Source organism: Xanthobacter sp. SG618, from assembly GCF_012932745.1.
Taxonomy (GTDB): Bacteria; Pseudomonadota; Alphaproteobacteria; order Rhizobiales; family Xanthobacteraceae; genus Xanthobacter; species Xanthobacter flavus.
Map to the genome: position 1 here is coordinate 452,205 of NZ_JABBHL010000004.1, position 19,341 is coordinate 471,545.

16 protein-coding genes and 3 pseudogenes are annotated in these 19,341 nt (G+C 66.6%); 6 read left to right on the plus strand and 13 right to left on the minus strand.

Annotated elements, in window-relative coordinates; all coding sequences use genetic code 11:
- Positions 1-36: 36 nt before the first annotated feature.
- The gene (locus FHT36_RS14090; protein ID WP_169123120.1) at positions 37-822 is read right to left on the minus strand and encodes a class II aldolase/adducin family protein; all 786 of its coding nucleotides are present in this window, start codon (positions 820-822) and stop codon (positions 37-39) included.
- A 111-nt stretch (positions 823-933) separates the two neighbouring features.
- On the opposite strand from FHT36_RS14090, the gene FHT36_RS14095 reads away from it, so the two are divergent.
- Positions 934-1,869 carry a LysR family transcriptional regulator gene (locus tag FHT36_RS14095; RefSeq protein WP_169123121.1) on the plus strand — a complete coding sequence of 312 codons (936 nt, stop codon included), beginning with the start codon at positions 934-936 and terminating at the stop codon, positions 1,867-1,869.
- A 73-nt stretch (positions 1,870-1,942) separates the two neighbouring features.
- On the opposite strand, the pseudogene FHT36_RS14100 reads toward FHT36_RS14095, so the two are convergent.
- The 3 genes and pseudogenes from FHT36_RS14100 to FHT36_RS14110 form a co-directional block, all read right to left on the minus strand.
- Positions 1,943-2,377: pseudogene (locus FHT36_RS14100) on the minus strand (TRAP transporter large permease subunit); the annotation flags it as partial.
- Between the two features lie 63 nt (positions 2,378-2,440).
- Positions 2,441-3,344: pseudogene (locus FHT36_RS14105) on the minus strand (IS3 family transposase); the annotation flags it as partial.
- A 491-nt stretch (positions 3,345-3,835) separates the two neighbouring features.
- Complete coding sequence (locus FHT36_RS14110) at positions 3,836-4,165, minus strand: nuclear transport factor 2 family protein (RefSeq protein WP_169123123.1); 330 nt, start codon at positions 4,163-4,165, stop codon at positions 3,836-3,838.
- Between the two features lie 128 nt (positions 4,166-4,293).
- On the opposite strand from FHT36_RS14110, the gene FHT36_RS14115 reads away from it, so the two are divergent.
- A complete protein-coding gene (locus FHT36_RS14115; protein ID WP_169123124.1) occupies positions 4,294-5,217 on the plus strand; it encodes a LysR family transcriptional regulator in 924 nt (307 codons plus the stop codon).
- Between the two features lie 118 nt (positions 5,218-5,335).
- Here FHT36_RS14115 and FHT36_RS14120 read toward each other — a convergent pair whose 3' ends face one another.
- The 9 genes and pseudogenes from FHT36_RS14120 to FHT36_RS14160 all read right to left on the minus strand — a co-directional run bounded on the left by FHT36_RS14120 (position 5,336) and on the right by FHT36_RS14160 (position 13,543).
- Positions 5,336-5,707 carry a Na+/H+ antiporter subunit G gene (locus FHT36_RS14120; protein ID WP_169123125.1) on the minus strand — a complete coding sequence of 124 codons (372 nt, stop codon included), beginning with the start codon at positions 5,705-5,707 and terminating at the stop codon, positions 5,336-5,338.
- Between the two features lie 9 nt (positions 5,708-5,716).
- Positions 5,717-5,986: a K+/H+ antiporter subunit F gene (locus FHT36_RS14125; protein WP_169123126.1), complete on the minus strand. Its 270-nt coding sequence runs from the start codon at positions 5,984-5,986 to the stop codon at positions 5,717-5,719.
- Positions 5,983-6,474 carry a Na+/H+ antiporter subunit E gene (locus FHT36_RS14130; protein ID WP_169123127.1) on the minus strand — a complete coding sequence of 164 codons (492 nt, stop codon included), beginning with the start codon at positions 6,472-6,474 and terminating at the stop codon, positions 5,983-5,985. Before FHT36_RS14130 ends, FHT36_RS14125 begins: the two co-directional genes overlap by 4 nt.
- Position 6,475: 1 nt before the next feature.
- The gene (locus FHT36_RS14135; protein ID WP_348644459.1) at positions 6,476-8,017 is read right to left on the minus strand and encodes a monovalent cation/H+ antiporter subunit D; all 1,542 of its coding nucleotides are present in this window, start codon (positions 8,015-8,017) and stop codon (positions 6,476-6,478) included.
- Positions 8,014-8,364: a Na+/H+ antiporter subunit C gene (locus tag FHT36_RS14140; RefSeq protein ID WP_169123128.1), complete on the minus strand. Its 351-nt coding sequence runs from the start codon at positions 8,362-8,364 to the stop codon at positions 8,014-8,016. The genes FHT36_RS14135 and FHT36_RS14140 overlap by 4 nt, the downstream gene beginning before the upstream one ends.
- Before the next feature lie 3 nt (positions 8,365-8,367).
- Positions 8,368-11,217: a monovalent cation/H+ antiporter subunit A gene (locus FHT36_RS14145; protein WP_169123129.1), complete on the minus strand. Its 2,850-nt coding sequence runs from the start codon at positions 11,215-11,217 to the stop codon at positions 8,368-8,370.
- A gap of 102 nt (positions 11,218-11,319) precedes the next feature.
- Positions 11,320-12,009 carry a universal stress protein gene (locus FHT36_RS14150; RefSeq protein WP_169123130.1) on the minus strand — a complete coding sequence of 230 codons (690 nt, stop codon included), beginning with the start codon at positions 12,007-12,009 and terminating at the stop codon, positions 11,320-11,322.
- 313 nt (positions 12,010-12,322) lie between these two features.
- Positions 12,323-12,453, minus strand: a pseudogene (locus tag FHT36_RS14155) (IS3 family transposase); the annotation flags it as partial.
- A 184-nt stretch (positions 12,454-12,637) separates the two neighbouring features.
- A complete protein-coding gene (locus FHT36_RS14160) occupies positions 12,638-13,543 on the minus strand; it encodes a LysR substrate-binding domain-containing protein (RefSeq protein ID WP_169123131.1) in 906 nt (301 codons plus the stop codon).
- 363 nt (positions 13,544-13,906) lie between these two features.
- Here FHT36_RS14160 and FHT36_RS14165 point away from each other — a divergent pair, with 363 nt between their 5' ends.
- The 4 genes from FHT36_RS14165 (at position 13,907) to FHT36_RS14180 (ending at position 19,312) form a co-directional block, all read left to right on the plus strand.
- On the plus strand, positions 13,907-15,790 hold the full coding sequence (locus FHT36_RS14165; RefSeq protein WP_169123132.1) for a TRAP transporter large permease subunit: 1,884 nt from the start codon (positions 13,907-13,909) through the stop codon (positions 15,788-15,790).
- A gap of 64 nt (positions 15,791-15,854) precedes the next feature.
- Positions 15,855-16,649, plus strand: coding sequence for an SDR family NAD(P)-dependent oxidoreductase (locus FHT36_RS14170; protein ID WP_169123133.1), 795 nt, complete (start codon positions 15,855-15,857; stop codon positions 16,647-16,649).
- Between the two features lie 39 nt (positions 16,650-16,688).
- A complete protein-coding gene (locus FHT36_RS14175) occupies positions 16,689-17,945 on the plus strand; it encodes a ribulose-bisphosphate carboxylase large subunit family protein (protein WP_169123134.1) in 1,257 nt (418 codons plus the stop codon).
- Positions 17,942-19,312, plus strand: a complete 1,371-nt coding sequence (locus tag FHT36_RS14180; protein WP_348644460.1) for a four-carbon acid sugar kinase family protein — start codon at positions 17,942-17,944, stop codon at positions 19,310-19,312. The genes FHT36_RS14175 and FHT36_RS14180 overlap by 4 nt, the downstream gene beginning before the upstream one ends.
- Positions 19,313-19,341: the final 29 nt, after the last annotated feature.

Here is a 19,341-nt window from a genome sequence, read left to right on the forward strand (position 1 = left end):
GTGTTTCCCCCAATCCTGTCTTGTCGTTCTTAACCTTCACGCCGCGTATTTGGACTGCCGGCGCTCCAGCAGGCGGAGGAGCGCCTTCCAGTCACGCTCGTCGATGAAGGGGTCGATATCCTCGAATTGCTTTGCCGTCCGGTGGGCCACCGCCTCGGACGGGAAGATGAGCGATGCTCCGGCAGACTGCGCTGCGACCTGGATCTTGCAGGCCGTCTCCAGATAATACATGAGCTCGAAGGCATCGCGGACAGTCTTCCCGCACGTCAGGAGCCCATGATTTTCGAGAATGAGGGCATTGTGCGCGCCGATATCCAGCACAAGGCGCGTCTGCTCTTCGAGATCGAGGGCGATGCCCTCGAAGGGATGGTAGCCTACCCGCTCGAAGAAGCGCAAAGCGTGCTGGGAGATGGGCAGGAGCCCCTCCTTCTGCGCAGACACGGCGACGCCGGCGGCCGTGTGGGTGTGAAAGATGCATCGCGCATCCGGCCGTGCACGGTGGATCGCCGAATGGATGACGAAGCCGGCGGGGCTGACATCAAGCGGGTCATCGTCAAGTTGGTTGCCGTCGATATCTACCTTCACCAGGTTGGAGGCGTTCACCTCCTCATAAAGCAGCCCGAAGGCATTGATGAGGAAATGCTCGCTCTCTCCGGGGATGCGCAGGGAGATATGATTGTAGATCATATCCGTCATCCCATAGTGGGCGCACAGATGGTAGCAGGCGGCCAACTCCACGCGCGCCGCCCACTCCACGTCGCTGACCCGGTTCCTTAAGGTCGCGCGACGCTGCAGAGACTGCAGCATTTTATCGTTGTTCATGAGGCAGGATGCTCCCTATCATCTCGTCCGGCCGTATTGAGGCCGGGTGAAGCTGCAGCACGCATCCCGCAAAATCCAATGCCGTGTGAGCCGGAGATATAACCAAAAATCATGCCCCTGGATTCCAGACTGGTGACGGCGTTTCTCGCGGTGGCCGAGCAAGGCTCTCTCAGCCGGGCCGCGCAGGTGCTCAACCTCACCCAGCCGGCATTGACCCGGACGATCAAGCGCCTGGAGGCCCAGGTGGGCGCGCCGCTCTTCGAGCGCCATCCCGCTGGGATGACGCTGACCGCGTACGGAGAGGTGCTTCTGCGGCGGGCGCGCATTCTCGAAAGCGAGACACAGACCACGATCTCGGAAATCCGGGCGCTGCGCGGAATCGGCCAGGGCAGCGTCCGGCTCGGCATCGTGTCCAGCGCGGCCGAGGTTCTTCTTCCTCCGGTGATCGCCCGGATGGCGGCGACCTTTCCAGAGACCGTATTTTCCGTCACGGTCGGGCTGGAGGATGAGTTGGCCGTGCGCCTCGTCCACGGCGAACTCGATCTGGCGGTCGCCTTTCACCTGCCGGAGGGACAGGACATTCAATGCCTCGTCAGCGGTCCATCCCACGATGGCTGCTGCTTCGTCTCCAGCCGGGCCCACGTGCTGGCGGCCCGGGCGGACCTCTCCCTTGAGGACATCCGCAAGGAAAACTGGGTCCTCCCGCCCGTAGGCACCTCGGTGCGCGCGCAGGTGACCGAAGTATTCGCCCGAAATGGCTCGCCCGAACCTGTCGTTCGCGTCGAAACGCAGTCCTTGCTGGCCATGAAGGCCCTGGTGGAGCGGGCCGGCTTCCTGACCTGGCTTCCGCCGATGCTGTTCGAAGGCGATGCCGCGCCGTTCATCGCGCTCGACGTGAGGCAGGCGCAGCTGCAATCGAGCCGTAGCTTCTCAATCTATTGCCGTGCGAACAGCTTGCTGACGGTCGCCGCGTCCCGCGCGCTGCAGCAACTCAGGAAAGAGCTGGAATCCGGTCAACACAGAGCGGACATTCGCGGCCCGGGGTGAGGCGCTCAACGTGCCTCCGCCACCGGTCAACTCCCGTGAGCACTGCCGCCGGTTCGTCGGGCTCATAAACTGGTTACAAAAACCCGATGGATATCCAAGGGATCGCAGCCACCAGCGCGAGCCCCAGAAGAAGCGCGCCCATATAGCCCCAGAGTGGTTTGATGCCCTTGGTCGGATCCACCCTGCCGATGGCGCATGCAGCGTAATAGCCGACGCCGAAAGATGGCATGAACAGTCCGACGCCCATGGAGAGAATGATGACCATCGCATAGTGCACTTCGTGGAGGCCTAGGCTCTTCGCGATGGGAAAAACGAGAGGGGCAAACAGCACGATGGCCGGAATACCCTCCAGCACGCTTCCGAGGACGAGGAACGTCAGGATCGAAACCATCAGGAAAACCGGCGCGCCGCCCGGAAGGCTCGCCATGGCGAGGGCAAGAGCACGGGAGAAGCCGGACTGCGTAAGGCACCATGCGACGGCCGTCGCGGCGGCGATAATGAAAAGGATGGGGCTGACCTGAGACCGTTTTCTCCTCCGGTTTTAAAGAGAGTCCGAGGGTTGATTGTGGCCTCAGGCGGCCTGGGTTTCCAGTGGGATTGTTGCGGCGAACTCGGCGGGGGATCGATTGCCGAGAGCTGAATGAGGGCGGTTCAGGTTGTAGTCCTCCTTCCATGAGGCGATTGCGGAACGGGCCCGGCCCAGGCTCGAGAATAGGGTCTCGTTTAGGCACTCGTCCCGGAAGCGACCGTTGAAGCTCTCGACAAAGCCGTTCTGCATCGGCTTGCCGGGAGCGATGTAGTGCCATTCGACGCCGCTCTGCTGGCACCATTTGAGAACGGCCATCGAGGTCAGCTCCGTGCCGTTGTCGGAAACGATGGCCGAGGGCCTGCCCCGGATGGCGAGGAGCGCGTCGAGCTCACGCGTCACCCGAAGGCCCGAAAGTGAGGTGTCAGCCACCAGCGCTAGGCACTCCCGGCTGAAGTCGTCGACGACGGCCAGCCCCCAGAAACGCCGACCGTCAGTGAAGGCATCCGATACGAAATCAAGGCTCCAGCGGACGTTGACCCGATCCGGGACCAGGATGGGACGCCGGGTGCCAAGCGCGCGCTTACGCCCTCCGCGCCGACGGACCTGAAGCTTCTCTTCCCGATACAGCCGGCGGAGCTTCTTCTGGTTCATGACGATGCCCTGGCGCCTTAGCATGGTATGGATGCGCCGGTAGCCGAAGCGACCGCGCTCACCGGCCACGGCCCGCATGGCTTCCCGCAGGTTGTCGTCATCGGGACGTACACTCCGGTAGCGCACGCTGGTACGATCGACGCCCAGCGCCTGGCAAGCCCGACGCTGGCTCACCCCGTGCGAGGCACAGGCATGAGCCACGGCTTTGCGCCTTGCATCGGGCGTTACCATTTTTTTGCGCTGACATCCTTCAGAAGGCGTTGTCGAGCATCTGCTCGGCCAGCAGCTTCTTCAGCATCCCAATGATCTGTTCCTCTGTGAACCGTGAGGCTCGCATCGCCCGTCTCCATGATCGACGGACTCTACCTAAATCTGGAGGAGGATTAGGGTCTCAGGTCAGGCGCGGCGTGTGCCTCGAAAGCCGCCTCCTGGTGGAGCGGGAGTTGAGCAGCGGGAGTTTCGTTGCGCCCTTCGGCCTTGAAGGCCCCAGAATGGTTTGCCACAGTCTTTTATATCTTAAGTCCAATGCCAATATTCCAAAAATACACTCCTTTCGACATTGGATTTTATCGGAAATTCAAAAATATCTGCACTGCGGATACCACCATCTGGGAAGAGCACTATTTTCGGCAAAACGCACTCATGAGACCTATTCATTATAATGCAGCGCTCGTCGCCGTCGTTATTCATCTCGGAATTCGGGATGAGAGAGCCTTCACGCGCGCACTTCGTTCCAGCACTGACAGTCGGTCTTGGCCGTGAACGCGGCTGGATCAGCATTGATGGTCATGCCGTGATCTCCAGGGCCTTGATGGCATCGTCTTCGAGCGTGAAGCGGTAGGTGAATCGGATCGGGCTGCCCCTGAAATCGCCATAAGCGGGGCCTTCGACGACGACCTGCCCCTCCTCGTGCCGGGCAGTATCCGGCGTGAAGATCGCCTTTACGGAGACCACCGCCTCTTCGAACAAGCGCCTGATTTCGACGTGTCCCCGAAAAGCGGCGCCGTTATCGCGAAGGACGGCGTCGGCCGCGAAGGGCGTCAGCATGCCGTCAACGTCCAGGCGGGCGTTCGCGGCCACATAGGCGGCGATGGGGAATGGAAGTTCGAGCGTCATGGTTCTGTGTCCTGCTTGTGCGGTCGCAGCCGCGGCGGCCGCAAGTGCGCTTGCCAGGCAAGGTAGAGATAGACAGACAATGCGATAATCAGGACAGTTTGGGATGTTTCATCACGAAAGTCGGGATAATGGCGCAGAGCAGCCTGACGGAATTGGACGCCGTTCTCATGGTCGCCCGCCGGGGCAAGTTCCGCACGGCTGCGCTTGAGCTCGGGGTTTCAACGACCGCGCTCAGCAATGCGGTCGGAAAGCTGGAGCGCACGCTGGGCATACGGCTTTTCAACCGCACGACCCGAAGCGTCTCCCTCACAGAGGCAGGCCAGAAGTTCGTCGCGCAGATCGCTCCGGCGGTGCAGGACATTCATGAGGCGATGGAAATCGCGCGCTCTCAACAAGCCACGCCTTCGGGAACACTGCGCATCAATGCCTTTCCGACAGCGGCACGGGAAATCTTCTCCTGGCTCATTCTGCCGTTTCTGCGCGTGCACCCTCGGGTCCACATCGACATCGTCACAGAGGGGCGCCTGGTGGACATTGTCGCGGGCGGCTTCGACCTCGGCGTCCGTAGCTCAGACCTTGTGCCAGTCGACATGATCGCCCTCCCCTTGGGGGGCGCGCGGCGCAATGTTGTCGTGGGGACACCGAGTTATTTGAAAGCGCACGGGACGCCCATGATCCCCCAGGATCTCGCCGGGCATTCCTGTCTGCGCGTCCGGCTTCCCGATGGCGCAATCTACCGCTGGCCGTTCGAGAAGGATGGACAATCGGTCCATATCGACGTCGAGGGCGCCCTCACCCTCGACGAGGCGAGCCTCGCACGCACCGCGGCCCTCGCCTCCGCCGGTCTCACCCTGGCGATGGAGTCCGACGTGCGAGACGACATCGAGGCGGGCCGCCTTGTGCCCGTGCTTGAAGATTGGACGCCCACTCTGCCGCCCTTGAGCCTCTACTATCCGAGCCGGCGCAATCCGACCGCCGCGTTCAAGGCATTCACCACCTTCGCGCGCCGGCATAGTGAGGCCCGCGATGCTCCGAGGCCATCGACAGGTTGAAATGCGCCAGAAAGGGGACGTTCGGCGCACGGCCGGAAGCAGACGCTGCGCCCCTTATGCCGACCAGCGTGGAGGGAGACTTCCCAGCAGCGGTGTGACGGACATACAGAGCCCGCCCCTACAAGGCGTCGTCGGTACCTTTTGCGAGCGTCGCCCAATCCGCCGGCCGGCCGGTTGCGGGAAGCCGGCTCTGCTCCTCGCGACTGCGCAGGAGATGGGCCTTCGCCAGCATCTGCGCGCTGACGGGAGCGGTGAGGAAGAGAAACAGGGTGATGAGCAGCTCGTGAACGGAGAAGCTGCCCCGTGTCGCGGTGAAATAGACGATGGAGGCGATCAGCAGGGAGCCGATGCCCAGCGTGGTCGCCTTGGTCGGCCCGTGCAGGCGGGACATCATGTTCGGCAGGCGGGCGAGGCCGAGTGCGCCCACGAGCAGAAAGAAAGCGCCGACCAGAATGAGCGCGGCGACGACAGCCTCGATGACCGGGTTCATGCGCCCCTCCTATTCGATCACGTTGCCGCGCAGTAGGAACTTGCAGAAGGCCACGGTGGTGACGAAGCCGACCATGGCGAAAAGCAGCGCCGCCTCGAAATACATGCCTGTGCCGTAGGCGATGCCGATCAGCACGATGAGCGCGATGGCCTCGATCACCAGCGTGTCCAGCGCCAGCACCCGGTCGGTGGCATCGGGACCGATCACCAGCCGGTACAGGGTGAGGCCGAGGGCGACGCAGATGGCCCCCGTCGCGATGGCGATGGCGATGGTGATCATTCGAAGATCCTCTTCAGCCGGCTTTCGTAGCGCGCCTTTATGGCGGCGACGGAGCCTTCGGGGTCGCCTGCGTCGAGGCAGTGCACCAGAAGGGCCCTGCCGTCCGCACTGAGGTCGGCGCTCACGGTGCCCGGTGTCATGGTGATGGTGCCGGCGAGGACGGCGATGGCCTCCGGCGTCACGATGTCGAGGGGCACGGTCACATAGCGGGTGCGCAGCCTGTCGGCCGGCCGGAACAGGATGATCCCGGCGACCTCAATGTTGGATCGAACGATGTCCCACAGCACGATCAGCACGTAGCTCGCGATCGTCAGCGGCGCCTTCAGCCTGGGCCGGCCGGGCCAGAACGGCGCGGTGAGGAGCGGGATGACGATGCCGAGGACGATGCCGAGCACCACCACGCCCGGCGTCGCTTCGTTCATCAGGAAGATGAAGACGAGGATGAGGAGCAACGTCAGCAAGGGATGGGGGAGAAGCCGCGCGCGCATGTCACTTCTCCGGTGCGGCGGGCGCGCCGGGTGGCAGCACGGCCTCGATGTAGGAATTGCGGTCGAGGGCCTGCCGGGCGGCAAGGCTGAGCGCCTGCGTGGCCGGCCCTGCCGCGAGCGCCCATCCGACGATGGCCGCGAGCAGGAGCATCACCGCCGCAAGCCCCGGCAGCGCTGGCAGGGGCTTTCGCTCCGAGACCGGCCCGCTGGCCCAGAACAGCACCGAGCCCGCCCGCGCAAACCCGAAGGTCGTCAAGAGGCTTGCGCCGAGGATGGCGGCCCAGATCCAGGGCCAGATGGCGGAGGTGCGCACGGCTTGGAGGATCATCACCTTGCCGATGAAACCGGACAGCGGCGGCAGGCCCACGATGGCGATGGCGGCGAGGAAGAAGAGCCCGCCGAGCAGCGTCTCCCCGCCCATGGCGGGGGCCGGGATCAGCCGGTCGCTGGCGGCACCGCGCTGCTCCTGCACGATGCCGGCGATGAGGAAGAGCGCCGCCCCGGCCAGTGTCGAGTGGACGAGATAATAGAGGCCGGCCGACAGACCCTCGACATCGAACAAGCCGACGGCGATCAGCAGCGTGCCCATGGATGCGATGACCGCGAAGGCGCTGAGATCGCGCAGCGTCCGGCTCCCCACGAGCCCGATCGTCCCCACCACCAGCGTCGCCAGCGCGGCGGGCATCACAAAAGGGGCCGCCGCCAGCGCAAGGGGCCCGGCACCGGCCCCGAAGACCAGGCCATAGACGCGGATGATGGCGTAGGCTCCGACCTTGGTCATGATCATGAACAAGGCGGCGGCTGGCGCGAACGTGCCGGCATAGGTGGCCGGCAGCCACCAGTGCAGCGGCACCAGTGCGGCCTTGGTGGCGAAGACGAGGAAAAGCAGCAGCGCGCCCGTCTTCAGCAAGGCGGCATCGGCCGGCGGAACCTGCGGCACCTTCACTGCGAGGTCGGCCATGTTGAGCGTGCCGGTGACGGCATAGATCAGGCCGACGCCCACCAGGAAGACGGCGGAAGCGAGCAGGTTGATCGCGACATACTGGAATCCCGCCCTCAGCCGTCCCGGGCCGCCGCCGTGCAGCATCAGGCCGTATGAGGCGATCAGCATCACCTCGAAGAAGACGAACAGGTTGAACACGTCGCCGGTGAGGAAGGCGCCGTTGATGCCCATGAGCTGGAACTGGAACAGCGGGTGGAAATGCCGTCCGCGCCCGTCCACCCCGTCGGATGCATAGATCAGCACGCAGGCGGCGAGAACGACGGTGAGGAGCAGCATCGTCGCCGAGAGCCGGTCCAGCACCAGGGTGATCCCGTAGGGCGCCGGCCAGTCGCCGAGCCGATAGGCGCGGACCGTCCCATCGGAGGCGAGCGCGAACAGGACTATTGCGAGGGCAAGCAGCAGCCCGGTCGCCGCGAGAGAGACGATGCGCTGGCGCCGCAGGTGGTGGCGCAGCGCGAGCACGAGAAAGGCGGCGGTGAGCGCGGGCAGCAGCACCGGCAGGATGATGGCGTGGTCGACGGCGGAGATGGCGGGCGTCACGGCGCATCTCCCTTGTCGCCGCGCGGCGCGTCGAGGTGGGAGCTGTCGGAGCCGGTCTCCAGGAAGCCGCGCAGCGCCAGGACGACGATCAACGCGGTCATGCCGAAGGAGATGACGATGGCGGTGAGCACCAGCGCCTGCGGCAGCGGGTCGGTGTAGGCGGCCGCATCGGGCACGATCACCGGCGGCCGATCGATGGCGAGCCGGCCCATGGCGAACAGGAAGAGGTTCACCGCGTAGGACAGGAAGGTGAGGCCGAGGATCACCGGGAATGTGTGCGCCCGGAGCACCAGATAGAGCCCGACGGCGGTGAGGATGCCGATGCCGGCGGCGAGAAGCAGCTCCATGGCTCAGCCCTCCCGCGCCCGGGAGGCGGCCGGCTCCAGCCGGACATCCATGGGCTCCGGATTGTCCGGGGCGGGATCGATCCGCCGTGCGACGCGGGAGAGCTGGGCCAGCGACAGCACCATCACGCCCACCACGGTGAGGAACACGCCGAGATCGAACGCCATGGCGGAGGCGACCTCGAACTTGCCCACCACAGGCCACGTCAGATAGCCGAAGGTGGAGGTGAGGAAGGGCCGCCCGAACAGGAAGGCCGCCACGCCCGTGAGGCCGGCGATGGCGACGCCCGCGCCGATGTAGGATTGCGCATCCACCCGCATGCGCTCCGCCGCCCAGCCGTAGCCGGAGGCGATGTATTGCATGATCAGGGCGATGGCCACCACGAGGCCGGCGATGAAGCCGCCGCCCGGCTCGTTGTGACCGCGCAGGAAGATGTAGGTGCCCACCACCAGCGACAGCGGCAGCAGCACGCGGGTCGCCATGACGAGGAGCAGGGGATGGGCGTCCATCGCCTCCTCGTGCGGCAGCATCGCCTTGATCCGGCGCACGGCGGCGCCTTTCAGGGCCGGGTCCAGCAGCGCATAGATGGCGAGGGCGGCGATACCGAGCACGATGATTTCGGCAAAGGTATCGTAGCCGCGGAAGTCCACCAGGATCACGTTGACGACGTTCGTGCCGCCGCCGCCGGGTTTGGATTCGGCGAGGTAATAGTCCGAGATGGAGGTGCCGTCCCGGGTCATCACGCCATAGGCGAGAGCGGCGACGCCGAGGCCCGCGAGCCCGGCCAGGAGACCATCGCGCCACCGCACGGCACGGCGTTCCTCAGGCGGCGTCGTCTTCGGCAGCAGGTTGAGGGCAAGCAGCATCAGGATGGTCGTCACCACATCCACGGAAATCTGCGTCAAAGCGAGGTCTGGCGCGGAAAACTGGAGGAAGGCGAGGGCGACGATGACGCCCACAACACCGGTGAGGATCAGCGCGGTGAGCCGGTCGCCATGGCGCAGCAAAACCATTCCGCTGGCGAGGAGCAGGGCAAGGAAGGCGGTCGCGGCCGGCAGGCTCACCGGCAGCAGCGGCCGGGTTCCGGACGCATGCGTCGCGCTCCAGAAGCCGTAGCCGCCGACCGCCACCAGCGTGGCGAGGACCACCCCGGCATAGCGCGGCAGCGATCCGTCATGGACCGCCGCCACGGCGCGGCGGCTGGCGACGACCAGCCCGGCGCTGGCCGTCTCGAACATGGCCTTGGCATCCGGGCGCGGCAGGCGGAGGCGCAGCGCATCGGCGCGGCCGAAGCCGAGCAGGAGCAGGGCGGCGCCGGCGAAAGCGGCGAGGCTCATGACCAAAGCGGGCGTGATGCCGTGCCACAAAGCGAGATGATAATCCGGCAGCGGGCCGCCGATTACCGCGCCGGCGGTCAGCGCCACCAGCGGGCCCGCGACGGCGCCGGGCAGGATGCCGATGGCGATGACCGGCACCACCAGCACGGCCACGGGCAGCCACATGCCGGCCGGCGGATCGTGGGGCTGGTGGGGATAGTCGTGCCGCGCCTTGCCCAGGAAGGTGCCGATGGCGAAGCGCGCCGAATAGGCCACCGAGAACAGCGCGGCCACCGTCGCCAGCATGGGGAACAGGAAGTCGAGGCCGAGATAGGCGGTGTGGGCGGCCTCCTCCAGCATCATCTCCTTGGACAGGAAGCCGTTGAACAGCGGCACGCCAGCCATGGAGGCGGACGCCAGCAGCGCCAGCGTGCCCGTGACGGGCATCAGCCACACGAGCCCACCGAGGCGCCGGATGTCGCGCGTGCCCGTCTCGTGATCCACGATGCCGGCGCTCATGAACAAGGCGGCCTTGAAGGTGGCGTGGTTGACGATGTGGAACACCGCCGCCACCGCTGCCATGGGCGTGCCGAAGCCGAGCAGCATGGTCATGAGGCCCAGATGGCTCACCGTGGAGAAGGCCAGCAGCGCCTTCAGATCATCCTTGAACAGGGCGATCACCGCACCGATCAGCATGGTGGCAAGGCCCACCGGCGCAACGATCAGGAACCAGGCATCCGTGCCGGCGAGCACCGGCCAAAGGCGCGCGAGCAGGAACACGCCTGCCTTCACCATGGTGGCGGAGTGCAGATAGGCCGAGACCGGGGTCGGCGCCGCCATGGCGTGGGGCAGCCAGAAATGGAACGGGAACTGGGCCGACTTGGTGAAGGCCCCCAGGAGCACCAGCAGCAGCGCCGGCAGGTAGAGCGGGGAGGCGCGCACGATGTCGCCCCGCACCAGGATTTCCGACAACTGGTAGGAGCCTGCGGCTTCCGCCACCAGCAGCAACCCGGCGATGAGCGCGAGGCCGCCGCCGCCTGTCACCACCAGAGCCATGCGCGCGCCCTGCCGCGCGTCGGCGCGCTTGCGCCAGAAGCCGATGAGCAGGAAGGAGGTGAGGCTCGTCATCTCCCAGAAGACGAGCAGCGCGATGACGTTGTCCGACAGCACCACCCCCACCATCGCCCCCTGGAACAGGAGCAGATAGGCGAAGAAGCGGCCCATGGGATCCTCGCGCGACAGGTAGTAGCGCGCATAGATGATGACCAGGAGGCCGATGGTGAGGATCATCGCGGCGAAGAAGAAGCCGAGTCCGTCCGCGAACACCGAGAAAGACAGGCCAATGGCCGGTACCCATGGTATTTCCGCTTTCGGAACCTCGCCGGAGAACACGGCCGGCGCGTGGCTCATCAGCAGTGCGAGAGCCAGCAGCGTGACGGCCCCCGTCGCCATCGCACAGGTGTTGCGGCCCGAGCGGATCATCAGCGGCGGCAGCAGCGCGCCGAAAAACGGCACGAGAACAACGAGAAGGAGTGTCATGCGGTCGAGGTCTCGTCTCGCCTGCGGGATGTCAGGTGGAAGAGGCCGAAGCCCCCGCGGAGCCGCCGGGACGTGCCCGCGGCGGAGGTGACCGCCCCCGCCTCAGTGATACAGGAACACACAGGTTTTCGGCAGGCCCACCACGGTCTGCGTGGTGGAGCCGAAGATGAACTCCCTGAGGCCGCGGCGCCCGTAGGCGCCCATCACCAGGAGCTCGAACCCGTCCACCACATGCCTATCGATGACCTCGGAGGGATGGGCGCCTGAGGTGATCGGCCTGATCGACACCTCGTAGCCATGTCGGCTGAGATAGGTCTGAGCATCCGCCGCGAGGCGTTCCGCCGTCTCGCCCTGCGTATCGACCGAGACGACGGTGATCCTGCGGTCCGCCCAGCACCCCAGCAGCACGAAGAGCTGGAGCGCGCGCATGGCGGGAAGGCTGCCGTCATAGGCCACCAGCACGTCGCCTCCGGCCGGCGCCGCGTCCGGGCAGACCAGCACGGGCCGTGGCGCGGCGTGGAGAAGCTGGCTCAGCGTATCCGAATTGCGCTCGCTGCCGGTGCCGCGGAACGTCACGTCGTGGCCGGTGACGACGAGATCGCAGAGCGCGCTTGCGGCTGTGACCTGCTCGAAGGGGTCTCCCTTGAACGCAAGCTGGGCGGCGGGGATGCCTTCGCGCGCGCAATCCCGCGCGAACGCCTCGGTCAGGGTGTTGCTGGCACGCTCGGCCTCGGTCTGGAGGCCGCTTTCCATGCGCGCATGATAGGCGGCGGCCCCAATGGTCCCCAGCATGGGGGCTTCAATGTAGGAAAGATCGATCCCGCTAAGTGCAGTCAGGGAAACCTCGCCGCGCCGGGCAAGCGCTCTCGCATACGCGTTGGCAACCGTGCCGGCGGGGCTTTCCCCGAGCAGAAGCAACAGGTTTCTCATCATCGCCGCTCCCTCGCGGTCTCGCCACGCCGGGTTTGTCGGGATGGAACCGGCCTATGTCGGTTCGTAGCATATTACGTAGGGTCAAGGCGAGACACCGACTGCCGAGCCATCAGGCCCGCCGAGATTTCGCAAGCAGGAACAGGCACTTCTCCGGATTCAGGGGCGCACGTCAGCGGCAGCTCATCGAGGGCTGCAGATCGTGGTATTTCGGAAACGCAGCCACTCCATGCTCGTGAACCGGCTCCCCTGGTCCGAATGCACCAGCACACGGCCCGTCGGCCCGCGTCGCCAGACGGCCTCCAGCCCCCTTCCGCAACCGGATAGCCCCGCTCGCTGATCTGAATGACGGCATCACGCTTGCAGGCCTCGGCGACGTTCGCCTGGCCCATCGGCGCCTCCTTGCCTCAAATTCAGGGAAGAAGGCGTCCAGGACTCGATGGGCGATTCGTTGAGCACTGAGACCACGCCAGCCGACGGGGTGCAGGCCTCACGCCGGGACGACCTCGGGACCGCCCTGCGCCGAGAGCGCCATCTCGCTCTGGATCCATTCGGCCACCTTGCGCACCTCGGGACGGGCGCGCATGTGCGGGGCGATCCACAGGTTGAGCGTGTGGGGGCCCTCAGCGAAGCCGAACGGCGCCGCGAGGTGACCGCTGCGAATCTCGTTCTCCACCAGAAGTCGCGGCGCGACGGCAACGCCCAGCCCGCAGGCGGCGGCCTGGATCACGAGGTAGAAGTGATCATAGTTCTCGTGCGTCTCCAGGCAGATATCCTGGCGCCCAACGGCCGCCGCCCACTCCTGCCAGGCCGTCGGCCGCGTGGCGGTGGAGAGGATGTGAGCGCCAGTGAGATCATCCGGTGTGTTGAGGCCGGCGCGGGCCACGTAGTCGGGATGGCAGATGGGGCCGATCTCCTCAGGCGTCAGGGTCTTGATGACCACGTCCTCGGGTGAGCGGAACATACTGTTGCGGATCGCGATGCTGATCTCGTCGCGCACGAAATCGACCTCGCCGTAATTCACGTTCAGCCGGATCTCAAGCTCGGGATTGGCACGCTTGAAGGTGCCGAGACGAGGGATGAGCCAGTACATCATGATGGTCGCGGAGCACGACAGGGTGAGCGGCCCAGGGGTCAGCTGCGATACGCCGAGGTGCATCATCTCAAACGCCTCGCCGAGCTTGGCGGCGAGCTGGGCCCCGGCGGGCGTCGGCTCCACCGATTTCGCCAGCCGCCGCAGCAGCGCGAGCCCGTACTGGCTCTCAAGCATTCGGATATGACGGCTGATCGCGCCGTGCGTGACCCCGAGTTCGCTCGCGGCGGCCGACATGCTGCGCAGGCGGGCCGTGGCCTCGAAAGCCCTTAGCGCATTGAGAGGAAGGCGGGGCAGAGCCATCTCACGTGATCCGTCAATCGATACAGCTGTGAGCAATTCTCACAGCTGCCTGAGGCGAAATCCACTGTTGCGTTCTGTGGGAGGCGGCTAGGGTCCCCGCAACAAGTACAAGCAAGAAGCTTGGGTAGGTTGGAAATGCTTGATCGCTCGTTTTGCGCCGGCCGCGTGCGGCCATCGCCACTCTCGCGTCGCGCGCCGAGGCCGGACCTGATTCCCCGCGCGGCACACTTTCCCTGCATCACACGTCGCTGACGCGCCTCGCGTAGCCGCGCAGCCGACAGCCCGTCGTCCCTCGACGGGCAAGGGAAACGTGCGCCCGCACGTCCGGCCCATCGGAACAAGAAGCCCAAAGGAGAAGAGGACATGTCCGACTACGTGCATGCGTCGCCCGATCCGCCAGTGGCGGCGGACGCTTCGCCGGCCGGGTCGTCGCTGCGGCGTATCGATCAGGCCATCGGGGCGCTGATCGAGATCCCGGCGGCCCTGTTGGTGGTGGCCGAGATCGTCGTCCTCTTTTCAGGCGTGCTCGCGCGCTATGTCTTCCATCGCCCGCTCATCTGGTCGGACGAGCTGGCGGCGGCGCTGTTCCTGTGGCTCGCCATGCTTGGAGCGGTCATCGCCTTCCGCAAGGTAGAGCACATGCGCATGACCGCGCTTGTCGCCATGCTACCACCGAAGGCCCGCAACTGGTTCGATGCGCTCGCGCTCGTCGTATGCCTCGCCTTCCTCCTGCTCCTGTTCCATCCGGCGCTGGAATTTGCCATCGAGGAACAGATCATCACCACGCCTGCGCTGGAGATTTCCAATGCGTGGCGCGCCTCGGCCCTGCCCATCGGCATCGGCCTGATGATCCTGTTCGGGCTGCTGCGCCTCCTGGAACTGCCAGACCGCATGGCGGCGGCGACGGCGGTGGCCGTGGTGGTTGCCATGGGAGTGGGGCTCTATTTCGCCGGCCCGCTGCTTAAGCCGCTCGGCAACTACAACTTGTTGATCTTCTTCGTTGGCCTCGTTGGCGTGATGGTGTTCGCCGGCGTGCCCATCGCCTTCTCCTTCGGCCTCGCCACCTTCGCCTATCTCGCGCTGACCACGCGCCTGCCCACCATCGTCGTGGTGGGGCGCATGGACGAGGGCATGAGCCATATCATCCTCCTGGCGGTGCCGCTGTTCGTCTTCCTCGGCCTTTTGATCGAGATGACCGGCATGGCGCGGGCGATGGTCGGCTTTCTCGCGAGCCTGCTCGGCCATGTGCGCGGCGGCCTCTCCTATGTGCTCGTGGGAGCCATGTATCTCGTCTCCGGCATTTCAGGATCGAAGGCCGCCGACATGGCTGCCGTCGCGCCCGTGCTGTTTCCGGAGATGAAGGCACGCGGCGCCTCGGAGGGGGACCTCGTGGCGCTGCTCTCCGCCACCGGCGCTCAGACCGAGACCATTCCCCCCTCCATCGTGCTCATCACCATCGGCTCGGTCACGGGCGTGTCCATCTCGGCCCTCTTCACCGGCGGCCTGCTGCCAGGGGCTGTGCTGGGCGCCACGCTATGCGGGCTGGTCTGGTGGCGCTACCGCAAGGAGGATCTCAGCGCCGTTCCCCGCCCCTCGGGCAAGTCGATCCTGCGCGCGCTGGTGATCGCCTTTCCGGCGCTGCTGCTGCCGTTCGTGATCCGCGCCGCGGTGGTGGAAGGCGTCGCCACCGCCACGGAGGTCTCCACCATCGGCATCATCTACTCGATCATCGCCGGCGTCCTGATCTATCGCCAATTCCCGCTGCGGCGCCTGTTCCCCATGCTGGTCATGACGGCCGCGCTCTCCGGGGCCATCCTGCTCATCATCGGCGCGGCGACCGGCATGGCGTGGTCGCTCACCCAGTCCGGCTTCTCAAGCACGCTGGCGGCGGCCATGAAGAGCCTGCCGGGCGGTGCGCCGGTGTTCCTCATTGTCTCGGCCATCGCCTTCATCATCCTCGGCTCGGTGCTGGAGGGCATCCCCGCCATCGTGCTGTTCGGCCCGCTGATGTTCCCCATCGCCCATCAGGTGGGCGTGCATGAGGTGCATTATGCGATGGTCGTCATCCTCGCCATGGGCATCGGGCTGTTCTCGCCGCCCTTCGGGGTTGGGTATTACGCCGCCTGCGCCATCAGCCGCATCCATCCCGACGCGGGCATGAAGCCCATCATTGGCTACATGGTGGCCCTTGTCGTCGGGCTGGCGCTGGTCATCGCCGTGCCGTGGATCTCGACGGGTTTCCTCTAGAGCATTCGACGCGAGCGCCGCTGCGGCGCATCGCACCTCGGCAAATCATTCCAGGACTTTCAAGATGAACAAGCGCCTTGAAGGCAAGATCGCGATCGTATTCGGCGCCGGGTCCGTCGGGCCCGGCTGGGGCAACGGCAAGGCGACGGCGGTGACCTTCGCCCGCAATGGCGCCCACGTGGTGTGCGTGGACGTGCACCCGGCGGCGGCCGAAGCCACCGTAGAGATCATCGCCGCGGAGGGCGGCGCCGCCTCCGCCTTCGCCTGCGACGTCACCAACTCCGATGCCGTCGCCGAGGTGGTGGCGCGCGTGGCGGCCGCCCACGGGCGCATCGACGTGCTGCACAACAACGTCGGCTACGCGACGATGGGCGGCCCCATCGAGCTCGACGAGGCCGCCTGGCATCGGACCATCGACCTCAACGTCACCGGCTGCTTCCTCACCTGCAAGCACGTGCTGCCGCATATGCTGGCACGGCGCTCCGGAGCCATCGTCAACGTCTCGTCGATCGCGGCGGTGCGCTACACTGGCTATCCTTATATCGCCTACTACGCGGCCAAGGCGGCGGTGAACAACTTCACCATGGGCCTCGCCCTCCAGTACGCCAAGGACGGCATCCGCGTGAACGCGATCATGCCCGGCCTCATGAATACCCCGCTGATATTCCAGCAGATTTCCGGCCAGTACGCCGACGCCGATGCGATGGTCGCGGCGCGCGACGCCGCCTGCCCCACGGGCAAGATGGGCACCGCTTGGGACATCGCCAACGCAGCCCTTTTCCTCGCCTCGGACGAGGCCGGCTACATCACCGGCGTCAGCCTGCCGGTGGATGGGGGCCTCTCCTGCCGCGCCAGCTGATCGCGTCGGGCCTTCACCTTTCTATTTCGGAGCGCGCTGATGTCCGGCGACCGTATTGAAGCCGATTACCTGCTGGAAACCCCAATCGATCCGCGCGTCGCAGCCGAGATCATCGCGGGGGAGCAGTCGAGCGGCACCTTCGTGCCGGTGCCCGGGGAGACGCCCGAGCTGAAGGCCCGCTCCGCCGCCCGCGTCATCCGGCTGGACATCCTCGACGAGGATGCCGCAAGCCCCGCGCTGCCCGGCGCTTCGCCGGCGGCCGACGGGCGCTTCCGGCGTGCCCTCGTCACCCTGTCCTGGCCGCTGGAGACCCTCGGCCCGTCGCTGCCGAACCTCGTGGCCACGGTGGCGGGAAATTTGTTCGAGCTGAAGGCGGTCAGCGGGCTGCGCCTGCTCGATATCCGAATGCCGTCCGCATTCGCGGCAGCCTATCGCGGCCCGCAGTTCGGCATTGCCGGGACACGACGGCTCGCCGGTGTCGACAAACGGGCGATGATCGGCACCATCGTCAAGCCCAGCGTCGGCTTCAGCGCCGAGGAGACAGCGAGCCTCGTGCGCAAGCTGTGCGAGGCCGGGATCGACTTCATCAAGGACGACGAATTGCAGGCCGATGGCCCCGCCTGCCCCTTCGCCGACCGGGTGAAGGCGGTGATGCGGGTGATCGAGGCCGAGGCCGACCGCACTGGCAAGAAGACCATGTACGCCTTCAACCTCACCGGTGACCTCGACCAGATGCGCCGCCGCCACGACCACCTCGTCGAGAGCGGCGCCACCTGCCTGATGGCCAGCCTCAATTCGGTGGGCCTCGTGGGCATGATCGAGCTTGCCCGCTTCAGCACCCTGCCCATTCACGCGCATCGCAACGGCTGGGGCTATCTGGCCCGGCACCCCATGCTCGGCTGGTCCTACGTCGCGTGGCAGAAAATTTGGCGGCTGGCCGGCGCTGACCACATGCATGTCAACGGACTGCAGAACAAGTTCTTCGAGAGCGACGCCAGCGTGATGGATTCCGCCCGCACCTGCCTCACCCCCCTGTTCCCGGAAAAGCCCTGCATCGTCATGCCGGTCTTCTCCTCCGGCCAATCGGCGCGCCAGGCCCCGGCGACCTATGCGGGCCTCGGCTCCACCGATCTCATCGTCACCGCGGGCGGCGGCATCATGGGCCATCCGGACGGCCCTGCGGCGGGCGTCACCGCCCTCAAGGAGGCATGGGCGGCGACCGTCGCCGGCATCTCGCTGGAAGAGCACGCGCGCGCCCATCCCGAACTCGGCCGCGCGCTGGAGGTGGCGGCGTGAACGCGCCGCGCCCCCTGCCCGAGGGACCGCTCGTCACCTTCTACGGCGACGACTTCACCGGCTCGTCCGCCTCAATGGAGGCCCTCGCGTTTGCCGGGCTGGAAACGGTTCTCTTCCTCGCGACGCCGACGCCCGAGCGCCTCGCCGCCTTCGCCGGCTGCCGCGGCATCGGCATCGCCGGCGTCGCCCGCTCCAGGGCGCCAGCCTGGATGGACGCGAACCTGCCGCCCGTCTTCTCGCTGCTGAAATCGCTCGGCGCGCCGGTGACGCACTACAAGGTCTGCTCCACCTTCGATTCTGCGCCTCACGTGGGGTCCATCGGCCGCGCCATCGACATCGGCGCCGCAATCTTCGGCGGCTGGGTGCCGCTGGTGGTGGGCGATGCTGGCATGGGCCGGTTCCAGGCGTTCGGCCATCTCTTCGCCAATGCGGCGGACGGCAGGGGCCATCGCCTCGACCGCCATCCCACCATGTCGCGCCACCCGGTGACGCCCATGGACGAGGCCGACCTCGCCCTGCATCTGGCGAAGCAGACGGAGAAGCGCATCGGCCTCGTGGACTTCGTGGCCATGAAGCGCGGGCGCGCCCACGCGCAGCTCGCCGAGGCGCTGGCGGGCGGCGCGGAGATCGTGTCCTTCGATGTACTGGACGCCGAGACGCTGGCCGAGACGGGCCGCCTTATATGGGAGCATGGCGGCGCACAGCAGTTCACCGCCGGATCGCAGGGGCTGGAATCCGCGCTGGTGGCGTATTGGCGGAATGCCGGGCTGATTCCGGCGCGGCCCGTCGCCGCCGGGCCCGGCGCGGCGGCAAGGATCGCGTGCGTCTCCGGATCGGTCTCGCCGGTCACGGCGGGGCAGATCACCCACGCGCTGGCGCACGGCTTTTCGGGCATCCGCCTCGATGCGGCCAGGGCGGTCGACGAGGACGCCTGGGCGAACGAGACCGGCCGGGCGGCCGAAGAGGCCCTGGCCGTGCTGGGCGAAGGCCACGATCCCCTCGTCTACAGCGCCTGCGGGCCGGACGACACGGCCGTTGCCGCGCTGCGCGCGGCGGTGGTGGCATCCGGCGTGCCGGCGGAAACCGTGAACGACCGCATCGGCGCCGGGCTTGGCCGCGTGCTGGAGCGGGTGGTGCGTACCGCGCGCCTCAGCCGGGCAGTCATCTCCGGCGGCGATACCTCGGGCAATGCCGCATCGCTGCTGGGCATCGACGCGCTCACCGCCATCGCCCCGCTCGCCCCCGGCTCGCCGCTCTGCCGGGCCCATTCCACCGACCCGGCGCTGGACGGGCTGGAGCTCGCGCTCAAGGGCGGGCAGGTGGGCGGCCCCGACTTCTTCTGCGCCGCCCGGGCCGGGCGCGCCTGACGCAACGAACCAAAATCAACGGGAGGCTT

Coding starts and splice junctions, on each gene's coding strand:
- FHT36_RS14170 (WP_169123133.1), top strand. CDS start 15,855: ATGAACAAGCGCCTTGAAGGCAAGATCGCGATCGTATTCGGCGCCGGG.
- FHT36_RS14140 (WP_169123128.1), bottom strand. CDS start 8,364: ATGGAGCTGCTTCTCGCCGCCGGCATCGGCATCCTCACCGCCGTCGGG.
- FHT36_RS14110 (WP_169123123.1), bottom strand. CDS start 4,165: ATGACGCTCGAACTTCCATTCCCCATCGCCGCCTATGTGGCCGCGAAC.
- FHT36_RS14125 (WP_169123126.1), bottom strand. CDS start 5,986: ATGATCACCATCGCCATCGCCATCGCGACGGGGGCCATCTGCGTCGCC.
- FHT36_RS14175 (WP_169123134.1), top strand. CDS start 16,689: ATGTCCGGCGACCGTATTGAAGCCGATTACCTGCTGGAAACCCCAATC.
- FHT36_RS14145 (WP_169123129.1), bottom strand. CDS start 11,217: ATGACACTCCTTCTCGTTGTTCTCGTGCCGTTTTTCGGCGCGCTGCTG.
- FHT36_RS14115 (WP_169123124.1), top strand. CDS start 4,294: ATGGCGCAGAGCAGCCTGACGGAATTGGACGCCGTTCTCATGGTCGCC.
- FHT36_RS14160 (WP_169123131.1), bottom strand. CDS start 13,543: ATGGCTCTGCCCCGCCTTCCTCTCAATGCGCTAAGGGCTTTCGAGGCC.
- FHT36_RS14095 (WP_169123121.1), top strand. CDS start 934: ATGCCCCTGGATTCCAGACTGGTGACGGCGTTTCTCGCGGTGGCCGAG.
- FHT36_RS14120 (WP_169123125.1), bottom strand. CDS start 5,707: ATGAACCCGGTCATCGAGGCTGTCGTCGCCGCGCTCATTCTGGTCGGC.
- FHT36_RS14165 (WP_169123132.1), top strand. CDS start 13,907: ATGTCCGACTACGTGCATGCGTCGCCCGATCCGCCAGTGGCGGCGGAC.
- FHT36_RS14150 (WP_169123130.1), bottom strand. CDS start 12,009: ATGCTGGGGACCATTGGGGCCGCCGCCTATCATGCGCGCATGGAAAGC.
- FHT36_RS14130 (WP_169123127.1), bottom strand. CDS start 6,474: ATGCGCGCGCGGCTTCTCCCCCATCCCTTGCTGACGTTGCTCCTCATC.
- FHT36_RS14090 (WP_169123120.1), bottom strand. CDS start 822: ATGAACAACGATAAAATGCTGCAGTCTCTGCAGCGTCGCGCGACCTTA.